24 protein-coding genes and 1 pseudogene are annotated in these 23,120 nt (G+C 35.5%); 2 read left to right on the forward strand and 23 right to left on the reverse strand.

Annotated elements, in window-relative coordinates; genetic code table 11:
* Positions 1–537: 537 nt before the first annotated feature.
* The 23 genes and pseudogenes from ACWW38_RS06290 to ACWW38_RS06400 form a co-directional block, all read right to left on the reverse strand.
* Complete coding sequence (locus ACWW38_RS06290; protein ID WP_456259949.1) at positions 538–1,287, reverse strand: ABC transporter ATP-binding protein; 750 nt, start codon at positions 1,285–1,287, stop codon at positions 538–540.
* Between the two features lie 11 nt (positions 1,288–1,298).
* Positions 1,299–3,653, reverse strand: coding sequence for an FtsX-like permease family protein (locus ACWW38_RS06295; RefSeq protein WP_456259950.1), 2,355 nt, complete (start codon positions 3,651–3,653; stop codon positions 1,299–1,301).
* On the reverse strand, positions 3,650–4,213 hold the full coding sequence (locus tag ACWW38_RS06300; RefSeq protein WP_456259951.1) for an MFS transporter: 564 nt from the start codon (positions 4,211–4,213) through the stop codon (positions 3,650–3,652). The genes ACWW38_RS06295 and ACWW38_RS06300 overlap by 4 nt, the downstream gene beginning before the upstream one ends.
* 31 nt (positions 4,214–4,244) lie before the next feature.
* Entirely contained in the window at positions 4,245–4,877 is a 633-nt protein-coding gene (locus ACWW38_RS06305; RefSeq protein ID WP_456259952.1) for a TetR/AcrR family transcriptional regulator, read from the reverse strand.
* A gap of 686 nt (positions 4,878–5,563) precedes the next feature.
* Complete coding sequence (locus ACWW38_RS06310; RefSeq protein ID WP_002337568.1) at positions 5,564–6,058, reverse strand: AAA family ATPase; 495 nt, start codon at positions 6,056–6,058, stop codon at positions 5,564–5,566.
* A gap of 44 nt (positions 6,059–6,102) precedes the next feature.
* The gene (locus tag ACWW38_RS06315; RefSeq protein ID WP_242855620.1) at positions 6,103–6,468 is read right to left on the reverse strand and encodes a GrpB family protein; all 366 of its coding nucleotides are present in this window, start codon (positions 6,466–6,468) and stop codon (positions 6,103–6,105) included.
* A gap of 128 nt (positions 6,469–6,596) precedes the next feature.
* The gene (locus ACWW38_RS06320; RefSeq protein WP_456259953.1) at positions 6,597–7,091 is read right to left on the reverse strand and encodes an HD domain-containing protein; all 495 of its coding nucleotides are present in this window, start codon (positions 7,089–7,091) and stop codon (positions 6,597–6,599) included.
* Between the two features lie 37 nt (positions 7,092–7,128).
* Positions 7,129–7,869: a class I SAM-dependent methyltransferase gene (locus tag ACWW38_RS06325; protein ID WP_008766909.1), complete on the reverse strand. Its 741-nt coding sequence runs from the start codon at positions 7,867–7,869 to the stop codon at positions 7,129–7,131.
* Positions 7,866–8,720, reverse strand: a complete 855-nt coding sequence (locus ACWW38_RS06330; protein ID WP_027625761.1) for a nucleotidyltransferase domain-containing protein — start codon at positions 8,718–8,720, stop codon at positions 7,866–7,868. Before ACWW38_RS06330 ends, ACWW38_RS06325 begins: the two co-directional genes overlap by 4 nt.
* 19 nt (positions 8,721–8,739) lie before the next feature.
* On the reverse strand, positions 8,740–9,957 hold the full coding sequence (gene mef(A) / locus ACWW38_RS06335; protein ID WP_027625762.1) for a macrolide efflux MFS transporter Mef(A): 1,218 nt from the start codon (positions 9,955–9,957) through the stop codon (positions 8,740–8,742).
* Positions 9,958–10,387: 430 nt separating this feature from the next.
* Entirely contained in the window at positions 10,388–11,959 is a 1,572-nt protein-coding gene (locus tag ACWW38_RS06340; protein WP_027625357.1) for a recombinase family protein, read from the reverse strand.
* A 3-nt stretch (positions 11,960–11,962) separates the two neighbouring features.
* Positions 11,963–12,376, reverse strand: a complete 414-nt coding sequence (locus tag ACWW38_RS06345; RefSeq protein WP_027625356.1) for a recombinase family protein — start codon at positions 12,374–12,376, stop codon at positions 11,963–11,965.
* The gene (locus ACWW38_RS06350) at positions 12,377–13,132 is read right to left on the reverse strand and encodes a zinc ribbon domain-containing protein (RefSeq protein WP_456259954.1); all 756 of its coding nucleotides are present in this window, start codon (positions 13,130–13,132) and stop codon (positions 12,377–12,379) included. It lies immediately after the preceding gene.
* Between the two features lie 101 nt (positions 13,133–13,233).
* The gene (gene istB, locus ACWW38_RS06355; protein ID WP_456257365.1) at positions 13,234–14,001 is read right to left on the reverse strand and encodes an IS21-like element helper ATPase IstB; all 768 of its coding nucleotides are present in this window, start codon (positions 13,999–14,001) and stop codon (positions 13,234–13,236) included.
* Positions 13,994–15,466 (reverse strand): IS21 family transposase, encoded by a 1,473-nt coding sequence (gene istA / locus ACWW38_RS06360; RefSeq protein ID WP_456260430.1) that lies wholly within the window; start codon positions 15,464–15,466, stop codon positions 13,994–13,996. Before istA ends, istB begins: the two co-directional genes overlap by 8 nt.
* 130 nt (positions 15,467–15,596) lie before the next feature.
* A pseudogene (locus tag ACWW38_RS06365) lies at positions 15,597–16,370 on the reverse strand (recombinase family protein); the annotation flags it as partial.
* 61 nt (positions 16,371–16,431) lie between these two features.
* Positions 16,432–16,635, reverse strand: a complete 204-nt coding sequence (locus ACWW38_RS06370) for an SHOCT domain-containing protein (RefSeq protein ID WP_049759170.1) — start codon at positions 16,633–16,635, stop codon at positions 16,432–16,434.
* A 229-nt stretch (positions 16,636–16,864) separates the two neighbouring features.
* Positions 16,865–17,566 carry an N-acetylmuramoyl-L-alanine amidase gene (locus ACWW38_RS06375; RefSeq protein ID WP_012102968.1) on the reverse strand — a complete coding sequence of 234 codons (702 nt, stop codon included), beginning with the start codon at positions 17,564–17,566 and terminating at the stop codon, positions 16,865–16,867.
* A 17-nt stretch (positions 17,567–17,583) separates the two neighbouring features.
* Positions 17,584–18,978: a hypothetical protein gene (locus tag ACWW38_RS06380; protein WP_138202867.1), complete on the reverse strand. Its 1,395-nt coding sequence runs from the start codon at positions 18,976–18,978 to the stop codon at positions 17,584–17,586.
* Positions 18,975–19,415 carry a phage holin family protein gene (locus ACWW38_RS06385; protein WP_265446286.1) on the reverse strand — a complete coding sequence of 147 codons (441 nt, stop codon included), beginning with the start codon at positions 19,413–19,415 and terminating at the stop codon, positions 18,975–18,977. The genes ACWW38_RS06380 and ACWW38_RS06385 overlap by 4 nt, the downstream gene beginning before the upstream one ends.
* A gap of 84 nt (positions 19,416–19,499) precedes the next feature.
* Positions 19,500–20,003, reverse strand: a complete 504-nt coding sequence (locus tag ACWW38_RS06390; protein WP_456259955.1) for a hypothetical protein — start codon at positions 20,001–20,003, stop codon at positions 19,500–19,502.
* 66 nt (positions 20,004–20,069) lie between these two features.
* Complete coding sequence (locus ACWW38_RS06395) at positions 20,070–21,011, reverse strand: IS3 family transposase (RefSeq protein ID WP_154674971.1); 942 nt, start codon at positions 21,009–21,011, stop codon at positions 20,070–20,072.
* The gene (locus ACWW38_RS06400; protein ID WP_055668276.1) at positions 20,996–21,325 is read right to left on the reverse strand and encodes a transposase; all 330 of its coding nucleotides are present in this window, start codon (positions 21,323–21,325) and stop codon (positions 20,996–20,998) included. The genes ACWW38_RS06395 and ACWW38_RS06400 overlap by 16 nt, the downstream gene beginning before the upstream one ends.
* Positions 21,326–21,475: 150 nt before the next feature.
* On the opposite strand from ACWW38_RS06400, the gene ACWW38_RS06405 reads away from it, so the two are divergent.
* Positions 21,476–21,958, forward strand: a complete 483-nt coding sequence (locus tag ACWW38_RS06405) for a hypothetical protein (RefSeq protein WP_456259956.1) — start codon at positions 21,476–21,478, stop codon at positions 21,956–21,958.
* A gap of 68 nt (positions 21,959–22,026) precedes the next feature.
* Entirely contained in the window at positions 22,027–22,926 is a 900-nt protein-coding gene (locus ACWW38_RS06410) for a GIY-YIG nuclease family protein (protein ID WP_456259957.1), read from the forward strand.
* Positions 22,927–23,120: the final 194 nt, after the last annotated feature.

Raw genomic sequence — 23,120 nt, forward strand, 5'->3', positions numbered from 1 at the left:
TATATCACTTAAAATCTTAATCTTTGTATCAAATTAATTTTTATAGTCTTAAATATTTATAAGTATACTAAATGTAGGAAAAAGTAAAAAAATAGCCGATCAAAATGCAATTAAGGAATTCTATGGCTTTAACAATGGACTAAAAAATTCGCATTTTAATAAAACGCAAAAAGACTGTGAAATGTAAGCTGAGTTAGCTTTTTCATAGTCTTTTTCTATTTCATATTAAATTGTTACTAACATATCTCCTCACACCCTATTAAATACCAACTCTTACCTTAACACCCTTAACTTGCTCTTTATTTCTAAAATTATCACCATTTGTGATAAAGTTAAAAAAGCTCGTAAAGTGCATTAATTCAAGGATTATAAGGTATCTTAGCTGGAAATGATAATTCTTATTTTCTGCTACTTCTTCCATTTGAAGGCCTAAATTTTAAAATTTAAAGTGTTATTTTAACATGCAATCATTTTATGTTTCTAAATTATTATTAGTAGCTAGTAAATTACTACATAGATTTTTCATATTATCCTCATCTAAAATCCTTGTTTATCCAACCACTGTGTTAGTTTTTTATCACGAAATGAATTATCTTCGTTTCCATTATATTTTCCTAACACTAGCTCATCATTGATACTTCCATCCATAATGAAAATCACCCTGCTAGCCCTGGCTGCCACCTTTGCATCATGGGTTACAATTATAACAGTTGTACCTTCTCTATTTATGTTATTAATATTATCCATAACCTCTTTTGTAGTACTACTATTTAAAGACCCTGTAAGTTCATCGCCAAATAAAATATCCGGCTGATTAATAAGTGCTCTACAAATTGCTGCACGTTGCAGCTGACCACCTGATACCTTTTTTATGTCATGGTTTGCAACACTTATAATTCCCGTCTTTTTCATTATTGCTTCAGCATTTTTATTTACCTCTTCTCTGGAATGCTTACCTGACTTAAATCCTGGAAGAACTATATTGTCACGAATAGATAAATTTTTTAAAAGGTAGGAATATTGAAAAATAAAACCCATCCTATTTAACCTTATACTGCTTAATTTTTCTTCATCTACCTTTGAAATATCTTCACCACTTAGGAACACATTGCCAGAAGTAGGTCTATCCATTCCGCTTATACTATATAGCATCGTGGATTTACCGGATCCAGACTGCCCCATGATTGCTACAAACTCCCCCTCATTGACCTTAAAATTTATATTATTTAAAACCTGTGTCTCTCCAAAGCTTTTACATAAATTCTTTACATCTAAAATGGTTTTCATAGGCTCTCCTTTTATTCATTAATAATAGAAACAATATTATATTTTTTTATAGTTTTCATTAAAATTGCTGTTGCAATTAGTATCAATCCAATTAATACAACAGGGCACAAGATAAATTCAACGAAAGAATTTGAAATTAATTGAACCTCCCTAATACCTATTCCCGCAATGCTTAATGTAGCATTGACAATCTTTTCTCCTATTAAATTATTTAATATAATTCCGGACAATATTCCCATTATAGAGACTATACCTATTTTTATCATGTATTGTTGTTTAATATCCCTTTCAGAAAATCCTATAGCTTTTAAAATAGCTATTTCAGACAAATCCTTTGCAAGGCGTAGCTTTAAAAACATTACCGTTATTATTACAGCTATACTCACTGCAACTATGGCAGTTGAAATAACAATGATTCTAAGCTGTCTTGAAACCCCTCCCAGGGTTTGGTTTATAAAATCCTCCATTGGGTCAACATTTATTCCTGCTCCTAAGATTTCAGACCATTCCTTTGCCTTTTCTTCACCCTTTACCTCGTCTTTAAGATTTACTGAAAAAGAATACTTTTCAGAATCTAAACTATGAAAATCATATATGGACTTTGCTGTAAAACCTCCGCTGGTAACATCCTGATACACCCCTGATATAGTAAATTCCTTTTTATTGTCGTCAAATATTAGTACAATCTCGTCGCCAGGATTCTTTCCAATCTTATCAGCGTTAAAATAAGATATGGCAATTTCATTTTCTTTTTTAGGAGCAGCTCCACTGAGATATTTTAGTTCATTTCCTGAGTTAACGCCACAATCAATATGCAAATTCATAGTCTCATTTTCTGCATCAAAAGTCTGTACACGTATTCTCCTATATTCATAAAAATGTTTTATTGAATCATCATTTTTTAAAATATTTCTTACGTTCTCGTATCCTTCCTCTAACTTTTCTCCATTTTCTACTTCAATAAGTATATCATCTGCAGAACTTCCCATATAAGTTATAAATTCAGGAGATTCAAATGTATTCAATAGATTCACAGGAATAAGAATCATTAATACAGCAATTATTAAGACTGCATAAATGATTATCCAATTCTTAAATTTATAAAATACCTCTCTCACTCCCAAAAGCCAATTCACAGATAATGATTTAGATTTATACAGTCCATCCTTTATACCTTTTGTATCTTTATCAAATCCATTTCCCCTTGTATGTGCATCAACAACGGTTACTCTTTTTAGTTTCTTTAATACACTCTTGCAATAAACAATTATTAGGAAATAAACAATGAGTCCTACTCCAAGAGATAAAATTGCTGCAAGATTAGATATTTCTATATTCCCAAATGTTGTATTAATATGATTTGTAAAAATACCACTCATAAGAAATGCCAAGATATACCCGATTATCACTCCAGCTATGGCCAATAATCTATATTTGTTAAGATAAATATTTCTAATATCTAAAAATGGAATTCCTATGGCTTTCATTGTTCCTATTTCACGAATTTCTTCCTCTAAAGACGCTATGATTGTAAACCTAACACATATAAATGACACAATGATTAATAGTAAACTTACTAAAAGCATTACAAATACAGTAACTATGTCTGTTAAGGCACTTAAAATAAAAATCATAGCATAAGTTACCGCTTGACCATTTTGAGGTAAATTGGCATTTTCATAAGCTGTTTGAAAATCAGAAGCTTCACTTGTATCCGTAAAGTATGCCTCTATGAGATATTCATTTTCTCCAACTCTGTCTTCAATTTTTCCATAATCTACATCACTTAATAAAAACCTTGTGGAAGATGCCATCGTAGAATTCATCTGAGCATCCAAAATAAATTCAGTTATTACAAATTTCATTGAAATGTCATTAGAATTCAAAATGATTTCGTCACCTATTTCCATATGGTACATTCCCTTTAGAATAACCGGAACCCCTATTTCCCCTTCCTGCAATTCTACTTTTTCATGTTTAGAGTTCAAAAGCAAATCCTTTTCTTCGTTTTGCTTTACTAATCCTATGTCCAAACGTATATCAGACAAATTGAATGTTTTTTCATCATTGTCAACAGTTATATCTTCTCCATATACATTGATCATTTTAATTGTTTGGAAATAAGTAATCCCTGAATAATCAGACATAAACTCATCTATTTGTTTCTGATTGATTTCTCCTTTATGCATCTGTAAAAAATGTGGTGGTTGTGCTGTCTCATATAAGTCAGATATAGATTTAATAGTTTGAACTGCCATAATAGCTGATAAAACAGCAAGACATGCAGAAAACATCATAAACAATAGTAGTGCAGTATTAATAATTTTATTTCTTTTAAAATCATTTTTAACTATTAACCAATTCATCTAATGCTCCCTTCTATTTCATAAATATTTTTCTTGGAACTAAAAATAAATGCAAATACAAGCATAATAATCCCAGCAATAATGAGCATAAACCCAATTTCACGTCCTTCTCCGATTCCAATTAATTTCCCTACATTTCCTGCAAGTATGCCTCCCTCCATAAGCATGGGCCCAAAAACATAATCAGCTAATGCGCCACATACTGCATATGCCATAATAAATCCTGATTGGGTAATAACACTCCCAATTATGGTAACACCTATAAATATGGGCGTTATTCCCCTATGACTAGTTTGTATACTAATCAGCATAAAAAGAAGTCCCAATGCAGAAAGAGAATCCCCCAATATCATCATAAATCTTCTATCATATCGATCAGCTAAAACTCCTCCAGCAGGATTCAAAAGAATTGTTGGTAGAAATGCAAGAAGTGCTGCTAAAGATACGAATGTTGCACTTCCTGTACTTTGATAAACATAAATTGCAACAGCAAATGCAATTATCCCACTGCCTATACTGGAAATCAACTGTCCAATCCAGATAACTATAAATTCTTTCATAATACTCCGCCTTTCTTTTATCGCAATATTTTCACCCTCTCCCAAAACTCTCTATAAATAACTTCATAAAACAATCTTCAGGTACATTCAACATTTTTTCCAACATCGATATCATCGCAGCCATAACACTCATCTGCGAATCAGAATCTAACTCAAAAATTCCTTCATCTGTTAATGTCAATGACGCTACTAGAAAAATTTGCATATACTCTAAAGGATACTTGCAACTCCAAACTTTCTCTTCTATTCCTTCTTCAATAACTTTTACCAGTATTGGAGTCATTGTTGTAACTAGTTGATTTAATACTTTTTGATGTAGCAGAGCATTTTCAACCTTATGCATGTTGGCAAGCAAGTCTTTGTCAATTTGGTTAGTTATCTGCATAGCCATAAATGTACGCATAAGTTTTTCTACTGAATTTATATTTTCTATTATAAGTATCTCTTCAGCATTATTCCTAACAATATCTACATATCGCAATACAATTGCATCTAAAACTTCTTCTTTTGATTTAAAGTAATGATAAAAAGTACCCTTTGCAATGCCAACTTCTTTAATTATGTCCATGATGGTACATTTCCCATATCCCTTTATACGAAATAGCCTTTCAGATATATCAAGAATCTCTTTTTTTCTTTCATCATATTCTTTTATAACTCTCATAGTTTCCTCCATTTCATTTTAGACCGACTGTCGGTCTATATGTTGATAACATATCATGAGATATTTCATATGTCAACATATATCTTCAATTTTTAAAGATATTAATAAAATAAAAAAGACCAAGATTTTCTCTTAATCTCTTTTCTAGTAATATTTTATCCTATTTTTAAGGGTCAAAAAACGGTGTTTTTCCACTGATTTTTGACCCAAAATTCGTCCCCTAACCACTGCATGTTGTGGTCAATCCTTATTTTTTCTCCTTGTCACCACAATACGTCATCAGAATTATACTCTCCACGTGGCTTGAGAGGACAGAATGAATGTCATTTGAGTATGTTCGTTCTCGGAAACATATCCACTGCGTTTTTAGCACTATCGGTAGACGGGAACATATCCATTCATGATAAAAAATAACGTGTCTAATTGCATAATCATGATTGAGTAGAGTTGTCAAAAGAATAAACATAACGTATTTCAGTAAGTTTTTTTCCTGTAATTTCAATAATGCATTCATCGTCTTCATTGCATCGCCACTTATTCTTCCGGCTGAATCAATACTACCCCCTGCTCTGAGATGACAATAATGATATCACCTGAAGCTGGTATCCCCTTGTTGGAAGTATATCTTTCAAAAAATTTGACAAAACTTATCATCTAGTACAATTTCCATGCCTAAAACCACAATATTAATATCCCTCGACTACTATAACTTCACCTTCTTCATCAGTTGGGGGTTGAAAATGATCATAATAAGTGGAAGCTGTTTGCTCCGTCAATATGATATCATTTTGATGATTTCCGTTTCTTTTTCGAATACGTTCCATAACAACTTCCTTAGGTGTCTTTATATAATAGATTTTGGGTTCTATGTCGTATTTCTTTAATAATGAAATATATTCATTTCTCATTTCTCTAGACCAAAATGAATAATCGAGAACAATATCAATGTTTTGCATGATAAGTGAAATTAGTTTTTCATCAAGATAGGTTTTAATATCTTCTAAAACCTCCTGAGGTAAAGGATGTTCATTCAAACCTCGTTTGAATGATTCTTCATCATAAGATAGTATTGTCATCCCGGTACTTTCAAATTTTTTTGCTAGTGTTGATTTACCTGCTCCCGCAGGGCCGCACATTAAAATAACTTTACTTTTCGACAAATTATCTACTGTATTTTTCATTGATATAACCTCCTATAACAAACCAAGAAAACATGACACTCTCCTTAAGCATTATTACTATTCGCTCTTTTCATGATTTCCTGTACTATTGATGTTTTAGCATTCGCATAGTGCTGGACATGCCTCCATTTATTCTTTGCCAAGCTTCGTTTGACTTGTGCATATTTGTCCCGATCAGTATCATTAGTCCGCAACCAATCACGGAAGCGTAACATTCTATCAATCTCTGATGTGCCCAAACTGAACACATGCAGATTAATATCGGTATCCGGTCCTTTAAACAAACGATGCTCAAACCAGTCAGGTTCTCGAATCTGTAGCACATATCCGGCCGCTTCCAACACTGGAACGTAGGATGACTCATCAGCAGAATCCTTAACAACCAACCGTATTCTTTTGCAACTCATCATCCGTTGTAGGCATGGAGGTATTATTAGATATCATCTTATCGCACTCCTTTGCTGCTTATTATCTAGGGTTAAACTTAACTACTATTTTTTCTTTGCGATATAAAATACATAACTGTAATAATCTACTACTAATCTAAAATAAAGCGATTATAAGCTATCCTTTTTCCTGTGTTTGTTTTAAAGTTTTCATCTATACACTTTTTTATCTTTTCCTGTTCTTTTTCTTTATCCATAACCGTTAAATTTTCAAGCAAATCAGCTTCCCATTGTATTTGAAAATCAAGTCCATCAATTTTAGATGGAGTATGATGGTTGCCTATTATAAAGCATATTCTATCAATATTTTTGTTATAGCCTACCTTTTTTAATATTTCTTTCGCTACTTCTGGTCCTTCCTTTTCTTGATAGACACTATCAATAGAACCGTATTTTTTTTGTGCTTCAACCGCACCAATATCATGTAGTATAGCAATAATACTGATGAATTCTTTTTCTTCCTCTCCGATATTTTCTCCTTTCATTATATCTTCTGCATTTTTCAAAACTTTGAGAGTATGCTCTATGCCAAAAGGAATTTCTTTGAATACTTCTTTCATCTCTATAATAATTTTTTCTTTAAACATAAATTACCTCCATTTATACCTTATAGGTGTTTTAGTTCTATCTATCCACTTTTTTGTTCGCCGATACAATCAGCATCATGGGACGGCGCATTTCATCCTGCATCCCCGGAATATCCATCATGTTTTCCGGCGGCTGCGGCTCCACAATATGATTTATTATAAAACCATTTGAAAGCAGTGTATTTAGATATGTGGTCAGTGTTCTATGATATTTTGTAACCTTTTCTCCCAAAAACACAGCTGTCCGTTTGCCCTCATAATAATAATTATCCACCGGAAAATGCAGTATTTCTCCTTTTTCGTTATAATGCCAGTCTTGTGTTCCATAGGCAGTAAAAACAGGATGTTCAACCGTAAAAACTAGCTTACCACCAGACTTCAGTATTCTATATATCTTTTTTACTAAAATCTCATAATCTGCTACATAGTGAAACGCAAGTGAACTTAATATTACATCAAAACTCTCCTCTGGGAATTCCACATCTTCTATAGCACAGCATTTATATTCAACCTGTGGAAAATGTGTTTTTTCTTTGGCTACCTCGAGCATTTTATGAGAAATATCAACACCTACAACAGAAGACGCTCCGTGTTCCATCGCATAAATACAGTGCCATCCATAGCCGCATCCTAAATCAAGCACACGCTTATCTTTAAAATCCGGCAGCAGCTTTCTCAATGTTTCCCATTCTCCTGCACCGGCTAGTCCCTGCTGTGAGCGACTCATTTGACTGTATTTTTGAAAAAATATATTATCATCATATTTGTTTTCTTTCATCTGAATTCCCCCTCGTTTAAAAAGTTATTTATCTCCGTTGCAATTTTTTTCACTTCTTTATAAAGCTTCTCGGTCATATCGTAGCATTCAAAAAGTGAAAGACCGAGTACTTCAAAAATATGATTTACCCTTTCGGCATATTTTTTAGGTTTATATTCAAAAGTTTCAAGCAGTTTTATAGCTTTCTTTTCGTTAATGCAATAAGCATTATTGCATGCAAATAGTACTTGATTTAAGCATGAAATAATACGAAAAACATGGCCTGCAATATAATATTTATCCTCTGCTCCCGCATTTGCTTTTACAAACATTAAAGAGAACTCTGCTTCAAATAAAAAAAAGTTTATCAAGCTCTTCTTTAGAGCACCAGGGTAAATTTCCGCCTGATTTTTTAATTCGCATAAGCTTTCATTTTTAGCATATTGTATCTTGCTGATAGCCAATTCTCCACGATACATAGCACTTATATAACCATGGGGATGCCCGGTCTGATAATTTGCAGTAACAATTCCTTGCTCCGTATCCTTGATTATTTGTTCCACCCGTTTTATATCACGTAAAATCAAATCAACATGATACCCGTTCATAACTAACCATCCGCCGCCATTGATCCAATCACCCCACGCTCCGGGAGGTACAACAAGGTTGTTTCTATTCTCATCATCCAACTCTGTAGCAATTTGGTTAATCGCTGTCAGGTCAAATGATTCTTGATTGTAATAAATTCCGATATCTATATCAGAATCCTCTGTATGGGTACCTCTTGCACGGGATCCCCCTAATACGATGCCTTCTATATAAGGCAAAGAGGATAATTTTTCTGTCACTGATTGAATAATATTATATATCATACGAACACACTCCTTTATTTTATTTTGCATCTAATTTTCTAATCTCAGTTATCATTGGGCAAACTATTGCAATGCAAATAATTAAAATACCTGATAGTAAAAACCAATGATTTACACCGATTCTATCAGCAAAGAATCCAGAAAGAATTAACCCAATTGGCATAGCAAGAGACATGATACTTCCAGTTAAAGAAAATACACGTCCTAAATATTCAGGCTTAATTTTCTCCTGAAAAAGAGCTGTTTGCACACCGCTGTAAAACGGAACCGAAAGCCCCATTATTGCACAGCAGACTACAAATATGAAAAATCCACTTTGGGGAAGTAATCCTGAAATGGTTAAGCTTATCCCCATCATAAAAATGGATGCCGTTATTAATAAGATTCGCTTTTGGTAATTCCCAAATAACCCTAATAATAGACCCCCTATCAACATACCAGAGGCATAAGCAATCTCCGTAATAGAAATATGCATCGGTGTACCATTAAAATATTCCATAGTGATTAAAGGATATAAAGCATTTATGGGCATATAAACAAACATATATAATGTTCCAACGAGTAATAAAGCAAATAATCCTTTATTTTGCCGTAGTACAGCCATTCCTTCTTTCATTTCTCGTATGAAATTTGGTTTCAAACTTTGCACTTGATCACCCAGCTTAGGAATACGTACAATTGCTACCGTAATAGATGCAATCACAGCACCCAATACATCGATGGCAATAATAGCATTTAGTTCCCAAACGGAGTATAAGAGTGCTGCAACCGCCGGACTAACAATATAGCTTATAGACTGCAAAGACTGACTATAGCCTGCACATTTCGTAAGCTGTTCTTCTGGTACTAAAAGTGGCGTAACCGCATTGAGAGCCGGGGTGTGAAAAGCCGTTCCAATGCTACGGATAAACAATACTACCATAACCATCCAGATAGGTAGCTCCATATACAATGCAACAATAGCAAGCACTGCCCCAGCTGCTGCGATAATTAAATCAGCACCAATCATTATCTTCTTCCTATCATGACGATCCACTAATACACCAATGGCTGGTCCAAAGACCGCATAGGGTAAAAAACCTACTAGTGAAGCCATAGACAAGACCATCGCAGATCCTGTTTTTTCTGTAAGGTAAAAAATAATCGCCATTTGCAGGATGGCACTAGTGATTAATGATACTGCCTGCCCTGCCCATATTGTATAAAACTTAAGTTTCCAATTGTTGTATTTTTCCATTGATATTATCTCCTGCATATTATTTTGCTTGAATTTCTATATTGAATAGCATTCTAGGCAATAAAAAATGCAGTCCTAAATCCACAATGTGGCTTTTGGTCTGCATACATACAATTTGGAAACATTCATATTAAAGACATAGTTAAATAAAGGTATAGTTTAATAACCTATATCCTCACCGTAACTAATGAATGCTCAATATCGTATAAATAAGCACAACAAAAAAGCCTATCATCGGGGATAGATTCTGCTTTTTTTATTGCCAGCTTATCTTAAACGCATTGAGGCTGTCATAGTTTCGGTTCCTCCTAAATTCTTATTTGGATCATCATATATTTTAACACAATAAGTCATTTTAAGCAACTTTTAAATTAAAAAAATCCATTAAAAACCGCCAAAGGGTGTTAGCCCTTAATTGGCGGTTAATATTCTATATCTCTTCGTCAATCTCAATCCCAGACTTGAATTCAACGGTGAGCTTATCTTCATATATCGTTACTTTTTCAATAAGCCGCCTTACCAACTGCTCATCATATTCCTCCAACTCTGCGGATTGTTTATTCAAGAAATCAGTCATTTCAGCGATTCGTTGCCTTTTTCCTTCTCGCTCTGCATTTTCAACAAGTGCATTTTGCTTCAATTCTCGAAGGCGGTAAATTTCATCAGCCACATCTTCATAGTCATTCTTGGATTTTGCTTGAATAAGAAGCTGTTGTTGTAATTCTTCCAATTTGCTATCAATGTCATCAGTGGCATTATCATTTTCTCCATTAAATACAGTAGCTATATTTTTCTGTAGCACCTTGAGGAATGAGTCTTTGTTAGCCAAAAGTTCGTTAATAGCCTTAACAACTGCTTTCTGCAATGTTTCCTCATTTATGGTAGGGGCAGTGCATTCAGACCCTTTTTCCTCCAATCGGCTGACGCATCTCCAAACAATAGATTTGTAACCTCGGTTATTCCAATGTACTCGTCGATAAATATCACCGCAATGTCCGCAGTAAACAATACTCGATAAAGCATACTTACTGCTGTAAACTCGCTTTTTACAGCCCTTGCCACCGCGAAGATTTGCTCTTCGAATCATCTCTTCTTGAACCTGCATAAAAAGGTCTCGTGGAATGATAGGCTCGTGGCTATTTTCTACATAATATTGGGGAACGATGCCGTTATTCTTGACTCGCTTTTTAGAAAGGAAATCAACCGTATATGTTTTTTGTAGAAGGGCATCACCGATGTACTTTTCATTCTGCAATATCTTTTTCAGTGTTTCCGGTCTCCATTTGGCTTTGCCTGCCGCTGTAAGGATACCGTCAGCTTCTAGTCCTCTTGCTATCTGTAAAAGACTAGCACCTTCAAGGTACTCTCTGTAAATCCGTTTAACAACCTCAGCACCCTCTGGCTCAATCACTAGTTGCTTGTTTTCATCCTTGGTGTATCCAAGAAAACGCTTGTGGTTGACTTGGACTTCACCTTGCTGATATCTATACTGAATACCCAGCTTTACGTTCTGGCTTAAGGACTGACTTTCCTGTTGGGCAAGGGATGCCATGATGGTCAGCAATACTTCACCCTTAGAATCCATGGTGTTGATATTCTCTTTCTCGAAGAATACCGCGATGTTTTTATCCTTTAACTGACGGATGTATTTAAGGCAATCCAACGTGTTTCTGGCAAATCGGCTGATGGATTTTGTGATAATCATGTCAATTTTTCCTGCCATACATTCTTCAATCATGCGGTTGAACTCTTCACGCTTCTTGGTATTTGTACCTGTGATGCCGTCATCTGCAAAAATACCTGCCAGTTCCCATTCCTTGTTCTTCTTAATATATTTTGTATAATGCTCGATCTGAATTTCATAACTTGAAGCCTGCTCTTCACTATCCGTTGAAACACGACAGTAAGCAGCCACTCGTATTTTGGGTTTGCTTTCACTATTTTTATTATTTCCAACCCGTTTAATTGCCGGAATCACTGTTACATTCCTACTTACCGCCACTTGTTACACCTCACTTTCTATCAGACTGTAAGCATATTCCGCCTGCTTGTATGGATCTTCATATTTTTGCACCAGAGGTTTTACTTTGAACTTTACAGGGTAATCCCTTACCGGTTCATCTTTAGGCTCCCATATCCTTCCGAGCTTTTCTGCTCGTTTTCGTTTTTCTACTCTGGCTTTTTCAAAGGTCTCTTCATCAATAATTGGAGGGTAGAATTCATCGCCCAAGTAATGCTTGTTCTGCAACATCTTACTTGCTGTGGCATGGTAGCAGTCTATCCCAGCTTTTTTAGTAGCACCCTTCAAAGAAAGTCCTGCCAAGTATCCTGAAAATAATTCTTTTACTTGTTCTGCTGCTATTTCATCTACAACAGCCTTTCCATCTTCAATTCTATATCCATAGGGTGTGTGACCCATCTAATTCACCAACCTTTCCTTCAATGTGATTCCACATTTTAATTCAAATCCAACTTCCTCTCGTGAAAATACCATAATCTTTTCTACGTAATTTTCAAACAGCTCATTCTCATAGGCTGTAAGCATTTGGGACTTAGTTGCAAACTTAAGCAGACGGTCAACCTCTTCAACTTTTGTAAAATTCCCATTGACGGAACGAGTAAGTTGATCCTTTTCGACAAGAAGCCTTTCTCTTTCTGCTTCCAATGAATTCTTTTCTTTATTAAACAGAGCAGGTTCCAGATATCCTTTGGCCATTAAACCCGTCAGCATCTGACTCTGCTCCATGTTGTTTTCAATCTTAGTTTCCAACTCTTCAATTCTACGAAAACTCGCTACATTATTCTGGTTACGTAACCCATTCAAAAGTGGTCTTAATATGAACTTCTGACCGTAAATGAGTTTATTCATCATCGTAACAAAAGCAGTCTTTATATCTTCATCTCGAATGAACTGCATAGAACATTCCGTTATATTGCCTATATGCTTACTACAGCACCAAGCGACGTATTTTCTTCCAGATGAATGAATTCGTCTTTTAAAGGTACTGCCACATTCCGAGCAAATAATTTTGCCAGAAAAGGAATATCGGTTTTGATATTTACTGTTGCGCTTTTCGATGCCTTTTTCCTTTGCTCTCTGATTGAGAACGACATCTACAGCTTCAAAATCTTCATGGCTAATAATTGCCTCATGATGGTTTTCTACTAAGTACATATTTTTCTCACCGTAATTGGTGTGCCTGTTAAAATGGCTTGTTATTGTCAATAAAAATTCCTCAAAAATGGGACTAAAAATTCCCCACTTTAGATAAAAAATTATTTGTGACTTTCGTCACAGGAGATTTCTTTTAATATACTTTCTCTTTGTTTCATCCTATAACTCTCACCTTTTATAACTACAAAGTGGCAATGATGTATGAATCTATCTAAGATAGCAGTAGCTAAAACTGGATCATAAAAAATCCTTCCCCATTCATCAAAAACCTTATTTGTAGTAATGATAATAGAGCCATTTTCATATCTTCGAGCGATAATTTCATAAAAATCATCTACATTGCTTTGTGTGAGCTTTTTTAAACCTAGCTCATCTAATATTAGTAAATCTGGTGATATGTACTTCTTTATTTTTGAGTTAAAAGAGTTATCTGCTCTAGACATATACAGCTCTTCGAGCATTTGGTTAACTGTAGTAAATAGAACATTATATCCTTGGGCGATAGCCTTAAAACCTAAAGCTATCGCTAAATGAGTTTTGCCAGTTCCGGGTGGGCCAATAAATGCTATATTCTCTTTTTTTCTTATAAATTCACAAGTCCCTAAATTATAAATAAATCTTTTATTAACCGTAGGTTGATAATTAAAATTATATTCTTCCAAAGATTTATGTTGTGGGAACTTTGCCTTAGAAATTCTCTTAGTATTACCATTATTTTTTCTGTTTAATACCTCGTCATTTATCAATAACTCAATAAACTCCATGAAAGATAAATTATCTTTTATGGCTTCTTCATTCCTCATATCGATGGTTTTAATCACCCCTGAGAGTTTCAAATCTTTTAGTTTAGATAAAAGTAAATCATTCATTCTTTCCTACTCCCCCTGATAGTAATTTATTATATTCATGCAAACTTCTTGCGATTTCTGTAGCTTCAGAGTTAACATAGCTTTGGGCTGGTATCTCATCACAAACTACACCTTTATCACAGATGTTTTTTATCATTTTATAACTTATAGCATTAAATGTTATAGCTCTTTTACAGGCTTCATTTATAGTTCCACTATCATATTTTTTTCTTAAAGAGAGTACTCCAGAAATTGCTCTATAGTCATATTTTCTATTTTTAAGATTGGTATTTAAGTATTTCTCATAAAATTCCAGTGCATGAATTCCTATTTCACTCATTTCTAATTTTTGTCTTGACAAAATGTCCTTAATAGAGATATTCTTACTTCTAGGATAGTGGTTTATATCTGTTATAAAGTTGCCCTTTTCATTGGTCTGCAAACTATGGAGGGCGATTTCTTTTTCGGATAAAAATATCCTTAAAAGTCCATTCATTTCTATTACTTTAACAGTTTGTCCGATAAACCCATAAGGTACAGAATAGTAATTACCTTTATAGGAGATATGGCAGTTTGTATTTACAAGACACTCACTGCTGTGAGATAGGACGAAGTCCTCAATTGGTAGGGATGATAATCTATTCTTTTCTGTAGATGTGAATACTTCTATTGGTGTTTTTTTAGTAGTTCCATGTATTCTTTTATTTGCAATATTATCAAGCCACTCTTTTAGGAAAGTCTTTGCTTCGTCAGCATCCTTAAATTCTCTTCCTTTAAAGCAATTATTTTTTACATATTTAACAGATGATTCAACTTTTCCTTTATCCGTAGGAGTATAAACTCTGCAGGGCTCCGCCCAAAATCCATAATAAGATGCAAATGCAGCATATTCTTTTTGAATTACAGGCTCATAGAAGTCGGTTTCTAAAATACCAGCCTTCAAGTTATCAATTTTTATATTTTGTGGGATGCCTCCAAAATACTTAAAAGCAGCCTTATGGCACTCAATAAAGGTCTTAACGCTTTGGTCAAATACTATTTGAACGTACATATACCTTGAATAGCTTAATGTCATTACAAAGATCCAAGCTTTTTTATATGTGTTATTTATTTTTAAAGTCCCTATATAACCAAAGTCTACCTGAGCTTCTTCACCAGGCTGCGAATGAAGAACCATGTATACCTTAGAAGGGATATCCTTTATTGTTTTAACATATTTTTTAACAGTGTCATAACCTCCATCAAAGTTAAAATCTCTTATTAAGTCTTGATGTATTCTTTTGGCCGTCAGGCCTTTATTTGCTTGAATTTGAATATATTCCTTATGTGGATCTAAAATTGATGGCCTAGTCTTTTTAATAACCTCACCTTCGGTTTCTATTGCTGTCAAAACCTTTCTTACAGTCTTCCTATCAATTTTTAACATCCTTGATATTTGAGACTTATTCAATCCTTTTTTATAAAGTGTTTCAATTGTTGTATGCATTGCTATCCCCAACATATCCTTTCCTCCTATGTACTTGTTAAAATAATTTAACTACATAGGACAATATTTTTAAAGATAGGTGGGGATTTTTTAATCCCATAAGTGGGTATTTTTATATTACCATTAACAAATGGCTGTCAGTATAGGTCTTTTGCAAAAGTACATCACCAGTATATTTTTCATTGGTCAAAATTCCTCGAATGGTAGTAGCCGTCCAACGGCCACCTCTTTTTGAAGGGATACCCTTTTGATTAAGATCATTTGCAACTTTCTGTGTACCTTTACCCGATAACACTTCTGCAAAAATATACTTTACAATTTCAGCCTGCTTAGGAATTACTATCATTTGACCATCCATGTTTTGATAGCCATAGGGTGGATAGGAAATTTTAAAGGTTCCGTTTTGAAATCGTCTTTGAATGGCCCACTTCGTATTTTCTGAAATGGAAATCGATTCGCTTTCTGCAAGTCCGCTTAAAATAGAGAGCATCAACTCGCTTTCCATTGTCCCCGTATTGATGTTTTCTTTCTCAAAATAAATATGAACCCCAAGGCCGATCAGTTTGCGAACCATCTCCAAGCAGTCTGTAGTATTTCTCGCAAATCGGCTGATGGACTTTGTAATAATTAAGTCAATCCTTCCAGTTTCACAGTCTGATAACATTCTAAGCAAGTCAGAGCGGTTTTCCTTTTTCGTGCCACTGATTCCCTCGTCATAATATAAGCCTGCATATTCCCATTCTGGGTTCGCCTTTATGTAGGTCTCATAATGAGCCTTTTGTGCTTGCAAGCTGACTAGCTGTTCATTACTATCTGTGGAGACTCGGCAGTAGGCAACTACTCGTGTTTTTGGCTTAATAAAAGAGTTGGCAAGATTTCCTTCTATTTTCGTTATCTTTTTCATCCTCTCACCTCCTTCTTGGTAGGTCACATATTACCTCTGAAACCCTTATATATCAACGATTTCAGGGCATTATCTCTGCCAAATAAGGGGAGAAAGTTTGGCGGTTGAGTGCGTCTATCTTGTTGAATTCCACTTCAGTTATTAAGCCTTTTTCGAGCATCTTTCTAAGTAATTTTTCTGCCTGGATATAATCAAACTCACGTTGTAACCGTTCCTGTGATACTCTCTTTAGTGCAGTGCTTTTGTCTATAACTTCATCTGATATCTTCGTAACTTTTTTATCCTCGTGCTGATTCACTGAGAATCACCTCCTACCTAATAGCCGTGGGAACAGGTCGAAGTTGAGGATTTGTAGAATTTAATTTGAATCAGAGCATAAAAAAAGAGCCTGCAAGGGAAGAACCCCCACAGGCTACATACATTTAATAGTTTGATATATTATTTGAGAGGCTTGATGAAATTTATGAAATACTGTTTTTAACTCGCCCTTTTGATTAATCATACTTAATAAATGCATCCGTAAATCCTGCCTTTTTAGCTTTGGCAAGCTGTGCCTCAGCATTTGCTTTGACAGTGTATGCACCTATTTGTACACGGTAGTATTTCTTTTTCGCTGGTTCTGCTGATTTTTCTTCTTCGCTTAGAAGTTTCTTAACATCTGCTCTAAAGGTATCCATGGTCTTGCCATGCTTAGGAAACCAGTGCATAACATCCGCATGGTTACTGGCTATACCTTGCTTATAGCCTTCACTATGACAGATGATATCCTTCTCACTTAGTCCATAGAGTTTACAAAGATGTACACAAAGCTCTACTGCTTCCTTATAAACAGCAGAAAAATACGAGGCATCGGTTAGACCGTCCTCGCAAATCTCAAATCCTATATGCGTGTTATTCGCATCTCCTCCAGCATGCCAACCACGATGATTCCAAGGCAATGTTTGGTATGTGGCAATGGAGCCATCTGCTAACTTACCAATAAAAGCATGGACGCAAACTTGACGACCTCCAGGTTTATCCTGATTCCAATGATTATTGTATTGGTTCTTTCCGAGCAAACCATCATCTGGACCAACATATCTCTTCAACCATGGGTTGTTAGCCCCTGTTGAATGAACCATTATACCCTTCGGTTTTATTGTTTTGCCTGCTTTGTAGCAGGCATTGTTCGTAAGTATTAGTTTGTATAATTTCATTATAATCACCTCAACATTTAATCATTTGGCTCAGGTGTAAGATGGACAGGGTACAGGTGATAGGTAAACTTTAAATCACAATAAGCATTTGATGATGTTCCATCACTTCCCATACAGATATACAGTCCATAACCTGCTGGAACTCTGGCCTGCCGCATTTGAATATGAATGTGCAAGGATTCTGCTGAAGTATTCGATCCGACAGGTGTACTCCGTTGAATTCTAGTGAATGTCTCCTCATCATTGGAAATATACAAGTCCAGTTCCTTTTCACTAGTATCCGATTGACGACAAAGAGTTATCAAATGGCAATCATAAGCCGTCGTATACAATTCTCCACCCTGACCGCCAATAACCACACTATTAATAGGTAATATCGTGTGCAAAGGACCACGAACACTGTTTGCACCGCCTGAACCCGAGACATTACCCGACAAAATATATCTTGAATAGGCCGACCGGGTGAAGTCACTAATAATAGCCGTTGCTGTGGATGAGAGAGGTATTGCGGAAGTCACATTTTCTGCTCTTTCAAGTAGAAAAAGGCTCTCACCTGCCTCAACGGTAGTACTACCTATGGAAAACCTTTGACTTGTCCAGTAAGCTGTACAAATTGGGTTTGGATCAGTCCCAGTTCCATAGGCAATATTCATTTCGTCATCAATGCCCCTTATAGCTCTAGCAAGTGTCTTAACTGTATTACGAAGGGTGTCTTGAATTAGAACCTGCACATTATTTGTAGCTGGACTGCCCAAAGCTGTAACGAAAGTATATGTTATCGTGCCAATTACTACATTGTTTCCATTTGCCATATTGCTAAATGTGATGGCTGCCCTCCGGCTAATCATATCCGGTGCACTAGCTGTTTCTATTGGATGCAAATGATTGAGTAGAATACCTGTCCTCCTATATAGATTTTCGCGGGTATCCTCAACCAAATTGTGTGTTGTATTTAGCAAATCATAGTTGTTGTTTAATAGATTGTAAGTGAGGTTGAGCAGATTATTTATTTCATCAATATCCAGTTCAGCTAAAGCCGAAAGCACTTTATTTAACCATTCCTGTGCAGGAGGTTCTGGTGGTTCAACAATTCCATCCACAAGAGCATCCTCGACTATGGTTAGTATTCTTGCACTCTTTCCAACCACATCACCATAAGTAACCCTTATTTCAAGCCGACCAACACCAACAAATGATGTGTCCGTTGCATTGGGCTGCCATGTAAGGACACCATCAGCGTAGTTCGTGACTACCGGATATGCAACCCCATCAGGCCTTTTGTAAATCGCATTTAAGGAGGCACTTGGGTAGTTATTTTCCAGTAGGCTTGATACATCAAACTCAATATTTCGGTAATTGTGTTCACCGCGTCGACCAATGAATACCGTTACCGCTTTTGTTAAGTCAATCATATTTCATCACCTGGCTTAGGAGGTTCCTCATCACGACCATGTAGTTGCTTAAGAACCGCCTTTAGTTTTTCTGGGATGGGTAGCCCAATATGACCTGCATTCTCCAAAATGGATACACCCTCGTTACTTAGATAGAAAAAGATTACCGCCGTTCGCAAAGCGCTGCCATTGTATCCTGCACTCCCCAATATTTGTGTATCAAAAATATGAGCGATACCTACCATTACAAAGATGAGCACCTTTTTGAAAATTCCCTTAGCACCAATTTCGCTGGACAGCTTTTTATCTGTAATCGCACAAAGGACACCTGTCAGATAATCAATAGCTACAAAAGTGACCAGTGTATATAGAAATCCGTCAAACCCGCCGAGAAACCATCCAAGAAAAGCACCAACAGCTGCAAAAGCTAACTGTATCCAATTCCAAATCTCTTTCACTGTAAACACCTCCATTACATTAATTTGTGTATTTAAAAAAACACCCCTGTAAAATACAAGAGTGCTGTTGCCGTATCACACACCTTACAGCATCAGTATAAGATCGTGGATTTGTTGCATCACATCCGCCTTTGGACGCCCTGTTCCAATAGGGAGCCATGTCACAGGTGGTATATCAAATGCTGCAGAAGAGTCAAAACCATTAACCACTGTAATGATAGTATCAATAGCCTTTCGGATTTCAGTAATGTGAAATGGCCATTTTTTAACTGTTGTTCTTCCCGCAATAATCTCTTCACTCCAAATTACAGGGGATAAGTTGTAATAACTTAGCACTATATTTAAAGCGGTTCGAAGCGTCTGAATATGTGCTGCCTTTACAACAGTCTCATTTGCAGTAATCGTTTCAAAAGGTGGCGGTAATATAGTAAATGTCCTGACAACTTCTGTGCTTGCCGACTCAATATCACTATCAAGACAGCGGAAGGTTACAGTATGGTTTCCTACTGCAAGCGGTTCCGCTTGGTACACCGTACTAACACCATTTCCCAGATAGCCACTCGTAGAAAATCTCTCAGGATTATCCACACTATTAACCCGGATTAACCCCTTTGTTTTGGACAAGGACTAATAAATTCTCTACTTTTCTTAGATTTACGCCCTTATCTCAATATTGGTTAGGCTTTCTCCAAAATAAAGGTTGTAAAACTCATTTGGTGACATAAACTTTAAGCTTGAATGCATTCGCCTATCGTTATAAAAGTCCATGAATTCGTTTACTATCTCATATGCTTCCGCATAATTTTGAAACTCATTGATTTTTAAACATTCATCCTCAAGTATTCTATGAAATGATTCTACATGAGCGTTTTTATTTGGTGTCTTTACTGGTATTCTTTCATGTTCTATTTTAATTTCTGTGCAGCATTTGCTGAATTTATGGCTTACAAACTGTGGACCATTATCTGTTCTTATTACGGGCTTTTTAGCTCCTTCCTCAAATAGATTTCTTCTTATTAGGCACTTTCTAAGTAATGCGGTAGCATCTTTAGCTTCACAGTGTAATCCCATATGGTAATCGATAATACTTCTATCAAAGACGTCAATCAAGTTTAACAGGTAAAAGAATTTATCCTCACCTTGGATGTAGCCATATTTTATATCCATTTCCCATAGTTGATTTGAGCCTGTTATAGTTCTGTTAGCTGCAATAATTCTCTTTATTTTAGGTTTAATAACTCTTTGATCTTTGAGCACACAGAGTTCTTTACATAGTCTATAAACCTTCTTATGATTAATCACAAGATTATAATACTTTCTTAAGTGGTGGGCTATTTTTCTATATCCATAGTTAATAGCATCACCATCGATTGACTCCATAATAAATTCTTTAATTTGCTCATCGCATATCTTTTTATTCTCTTTGTTTAAGCTATATCCTCTAGGCTTTCCGCCTTTAGGTTTTGCTTTTTCTTTGCCTTCCACATTTAAGTTATAGTAATATGTTGATCTCCCAAGCTTAACTACTTTCAGTACAAAAACTGCGTTATATCCTTGATCTATATACTTTTTAGCTATGTCTACTTTATCTTTAATTGAGGGTTTGCTTTTTTTATTAAGTCTTTAAGAATTGCTATTTCTAAGTCTTTTTCTCCTAATAACTTTTTTAACTGATCATTTTCTTTTGTTACTTCTGTAAGCTCGCTTTCAAGCTCCTTTTCTCCCCCAATTAAAGTCTTTCTTCCTGGCTTAACTTTAATTTCATCCTTAGCTTTTGAATTTTTTATCCAAGTAAATATGGTTGACTTTGACACTCCGTGTCTTCTTGCAACTAGTGAAACATTTCCTACTTCCTGTACTTCTCTTAATATTTCATCTTTTAGCTCTTTTGTATAACTTTTACCTTTCATAACTTACCTCCAATCACTTTCTACATTATAATAAATGTATAGGCAATTGTCCAAGTCAATCTAGGGGCTTAAGAGCTATCAATATTCTTAAATCTTCTTGTAAACAAGCTGCCAAGACCAAATAATGGGGAAGATTTGACGGAAGGCATTTTGGAAAGTGTCGATTTAGAAAGCTATCGTGTAGTTGCACAAGAAACTATGTCAATCTCTCTTGCAGATGAAAATGCAGAAATTGATCCAATACCAGTAAGCACAGATGTGGGTATCCCAGTACCGGAAATGGATACATTAACACACATACTTGAAACTTTCCATGATATATGGGGTGACTGTGATTGGACAGATGAAGATAGAATTAGACGTCAAGTAGCCGATCTGCCTGATATCGTTAGCCGAGATGAGGCTTATCAAAACGCAATGAAATACTCAGATGCTCAAAATGCTCGTGATGAAAGTGATCGTGCTACGATTGAGGCAATAATGAATACAATCTCAACTGGCATGGAACTGTATGAAGCATTTGAAAGTGATAAGCGAAATAAAAATAATCAATCCTTTAAAAAATGGTTGTTGGATATGGTCTTTAATGCAACATACAAACCAGGAACCCGTGAAAAAGACTCCAACATTTAATCCATAAATAAATGTACTGTATCATAACAAATCACTATATTTTGTAACGCTCTGAGGAGGTGTTAAATGTGGCTACAAGAGGAAAGAGTATAAATTTATTTTTAATGGACGGTACACCAAATGGTAGAATCAAGTGTACTCTGGCTAATTGGACAGGCGTGGCTTACAAAATACCACGCACTGAACTAGATAAATGCAAGGGACGCGAAGATTTGTCACAGAGCGGTGTTTACTTCCTATTTGGCACTTCCGATCAAGCAGACGACAATATGGTGTATATTGGTCAAGCTGGTATAAGAAAAAATGGCGAGGGTCTACTCTGTCGGTTAATAGAACATAAGCGAAATCCTGATAAGGATTATTGGACAGAAGCTGTTGTTTTTACTACATCCAATAACTCATTTGGCCCTACAGAGATAAGTTATCTTGAGAACCGTTTTTGCGGACTTGCAGTGGAGGCAAATCGGTATGTGGTAAAAAACGGGAATGATCCTACTCCTGGAAATATAACTGAAGAAAAAGAAAGTGAATTAGAAGAGTTCATTGACTACGCTAAGATTATAATGGGCGCTCTTGGACACAAATTATTCGAACCTCTAACTAATAAACCTAAAGCGGCTATCTCTGAGGAGTCTCCTGAAGTAGAATTGCTTCTCTTTATGAAGCGAAAAAGTCGTAAAAGCGGACAAGTAATTGAGGCCAGCTGTAAGCGTACGAACGAAGGTTTTGTCGTTTTACAAGGCAGTCATATTGAAACTATAGATTCTGAAAGTATTCCGACTGGGATTAAAGAACGTAGACGCAAAGCAAAAATAGATAAAGATGGGATTCTTCAAGAAAATATCTTATTCCGAAGTCCATCATATGCTGCTGCTTTTGTTATTGGTGGCCATGTAAACGGATTGATAGAATGGAAAACGATAGATGGGGTATCATTGAAAGAGATAGAAAACAGTGAAGAAAATTAAACTTAGTTTACATCTATCCTATCTCCACAACCCCCGCGAAAAATCTAATCTGTCAACTCAACCCTATCACTTTCAGGAAAGTTGATATGTTTCCTCAAAGACTAAAAATAAGGGTTTCCCGACATTAACATCATCGTCAAATTCGCCGCGAGAAAAGCTTAATGTCTGGAAGCCCTTTATTTATCAGTGTTTTG

This window comes from Clostridium sp. JNZ J1-5 (assembly GCF_053901425.1).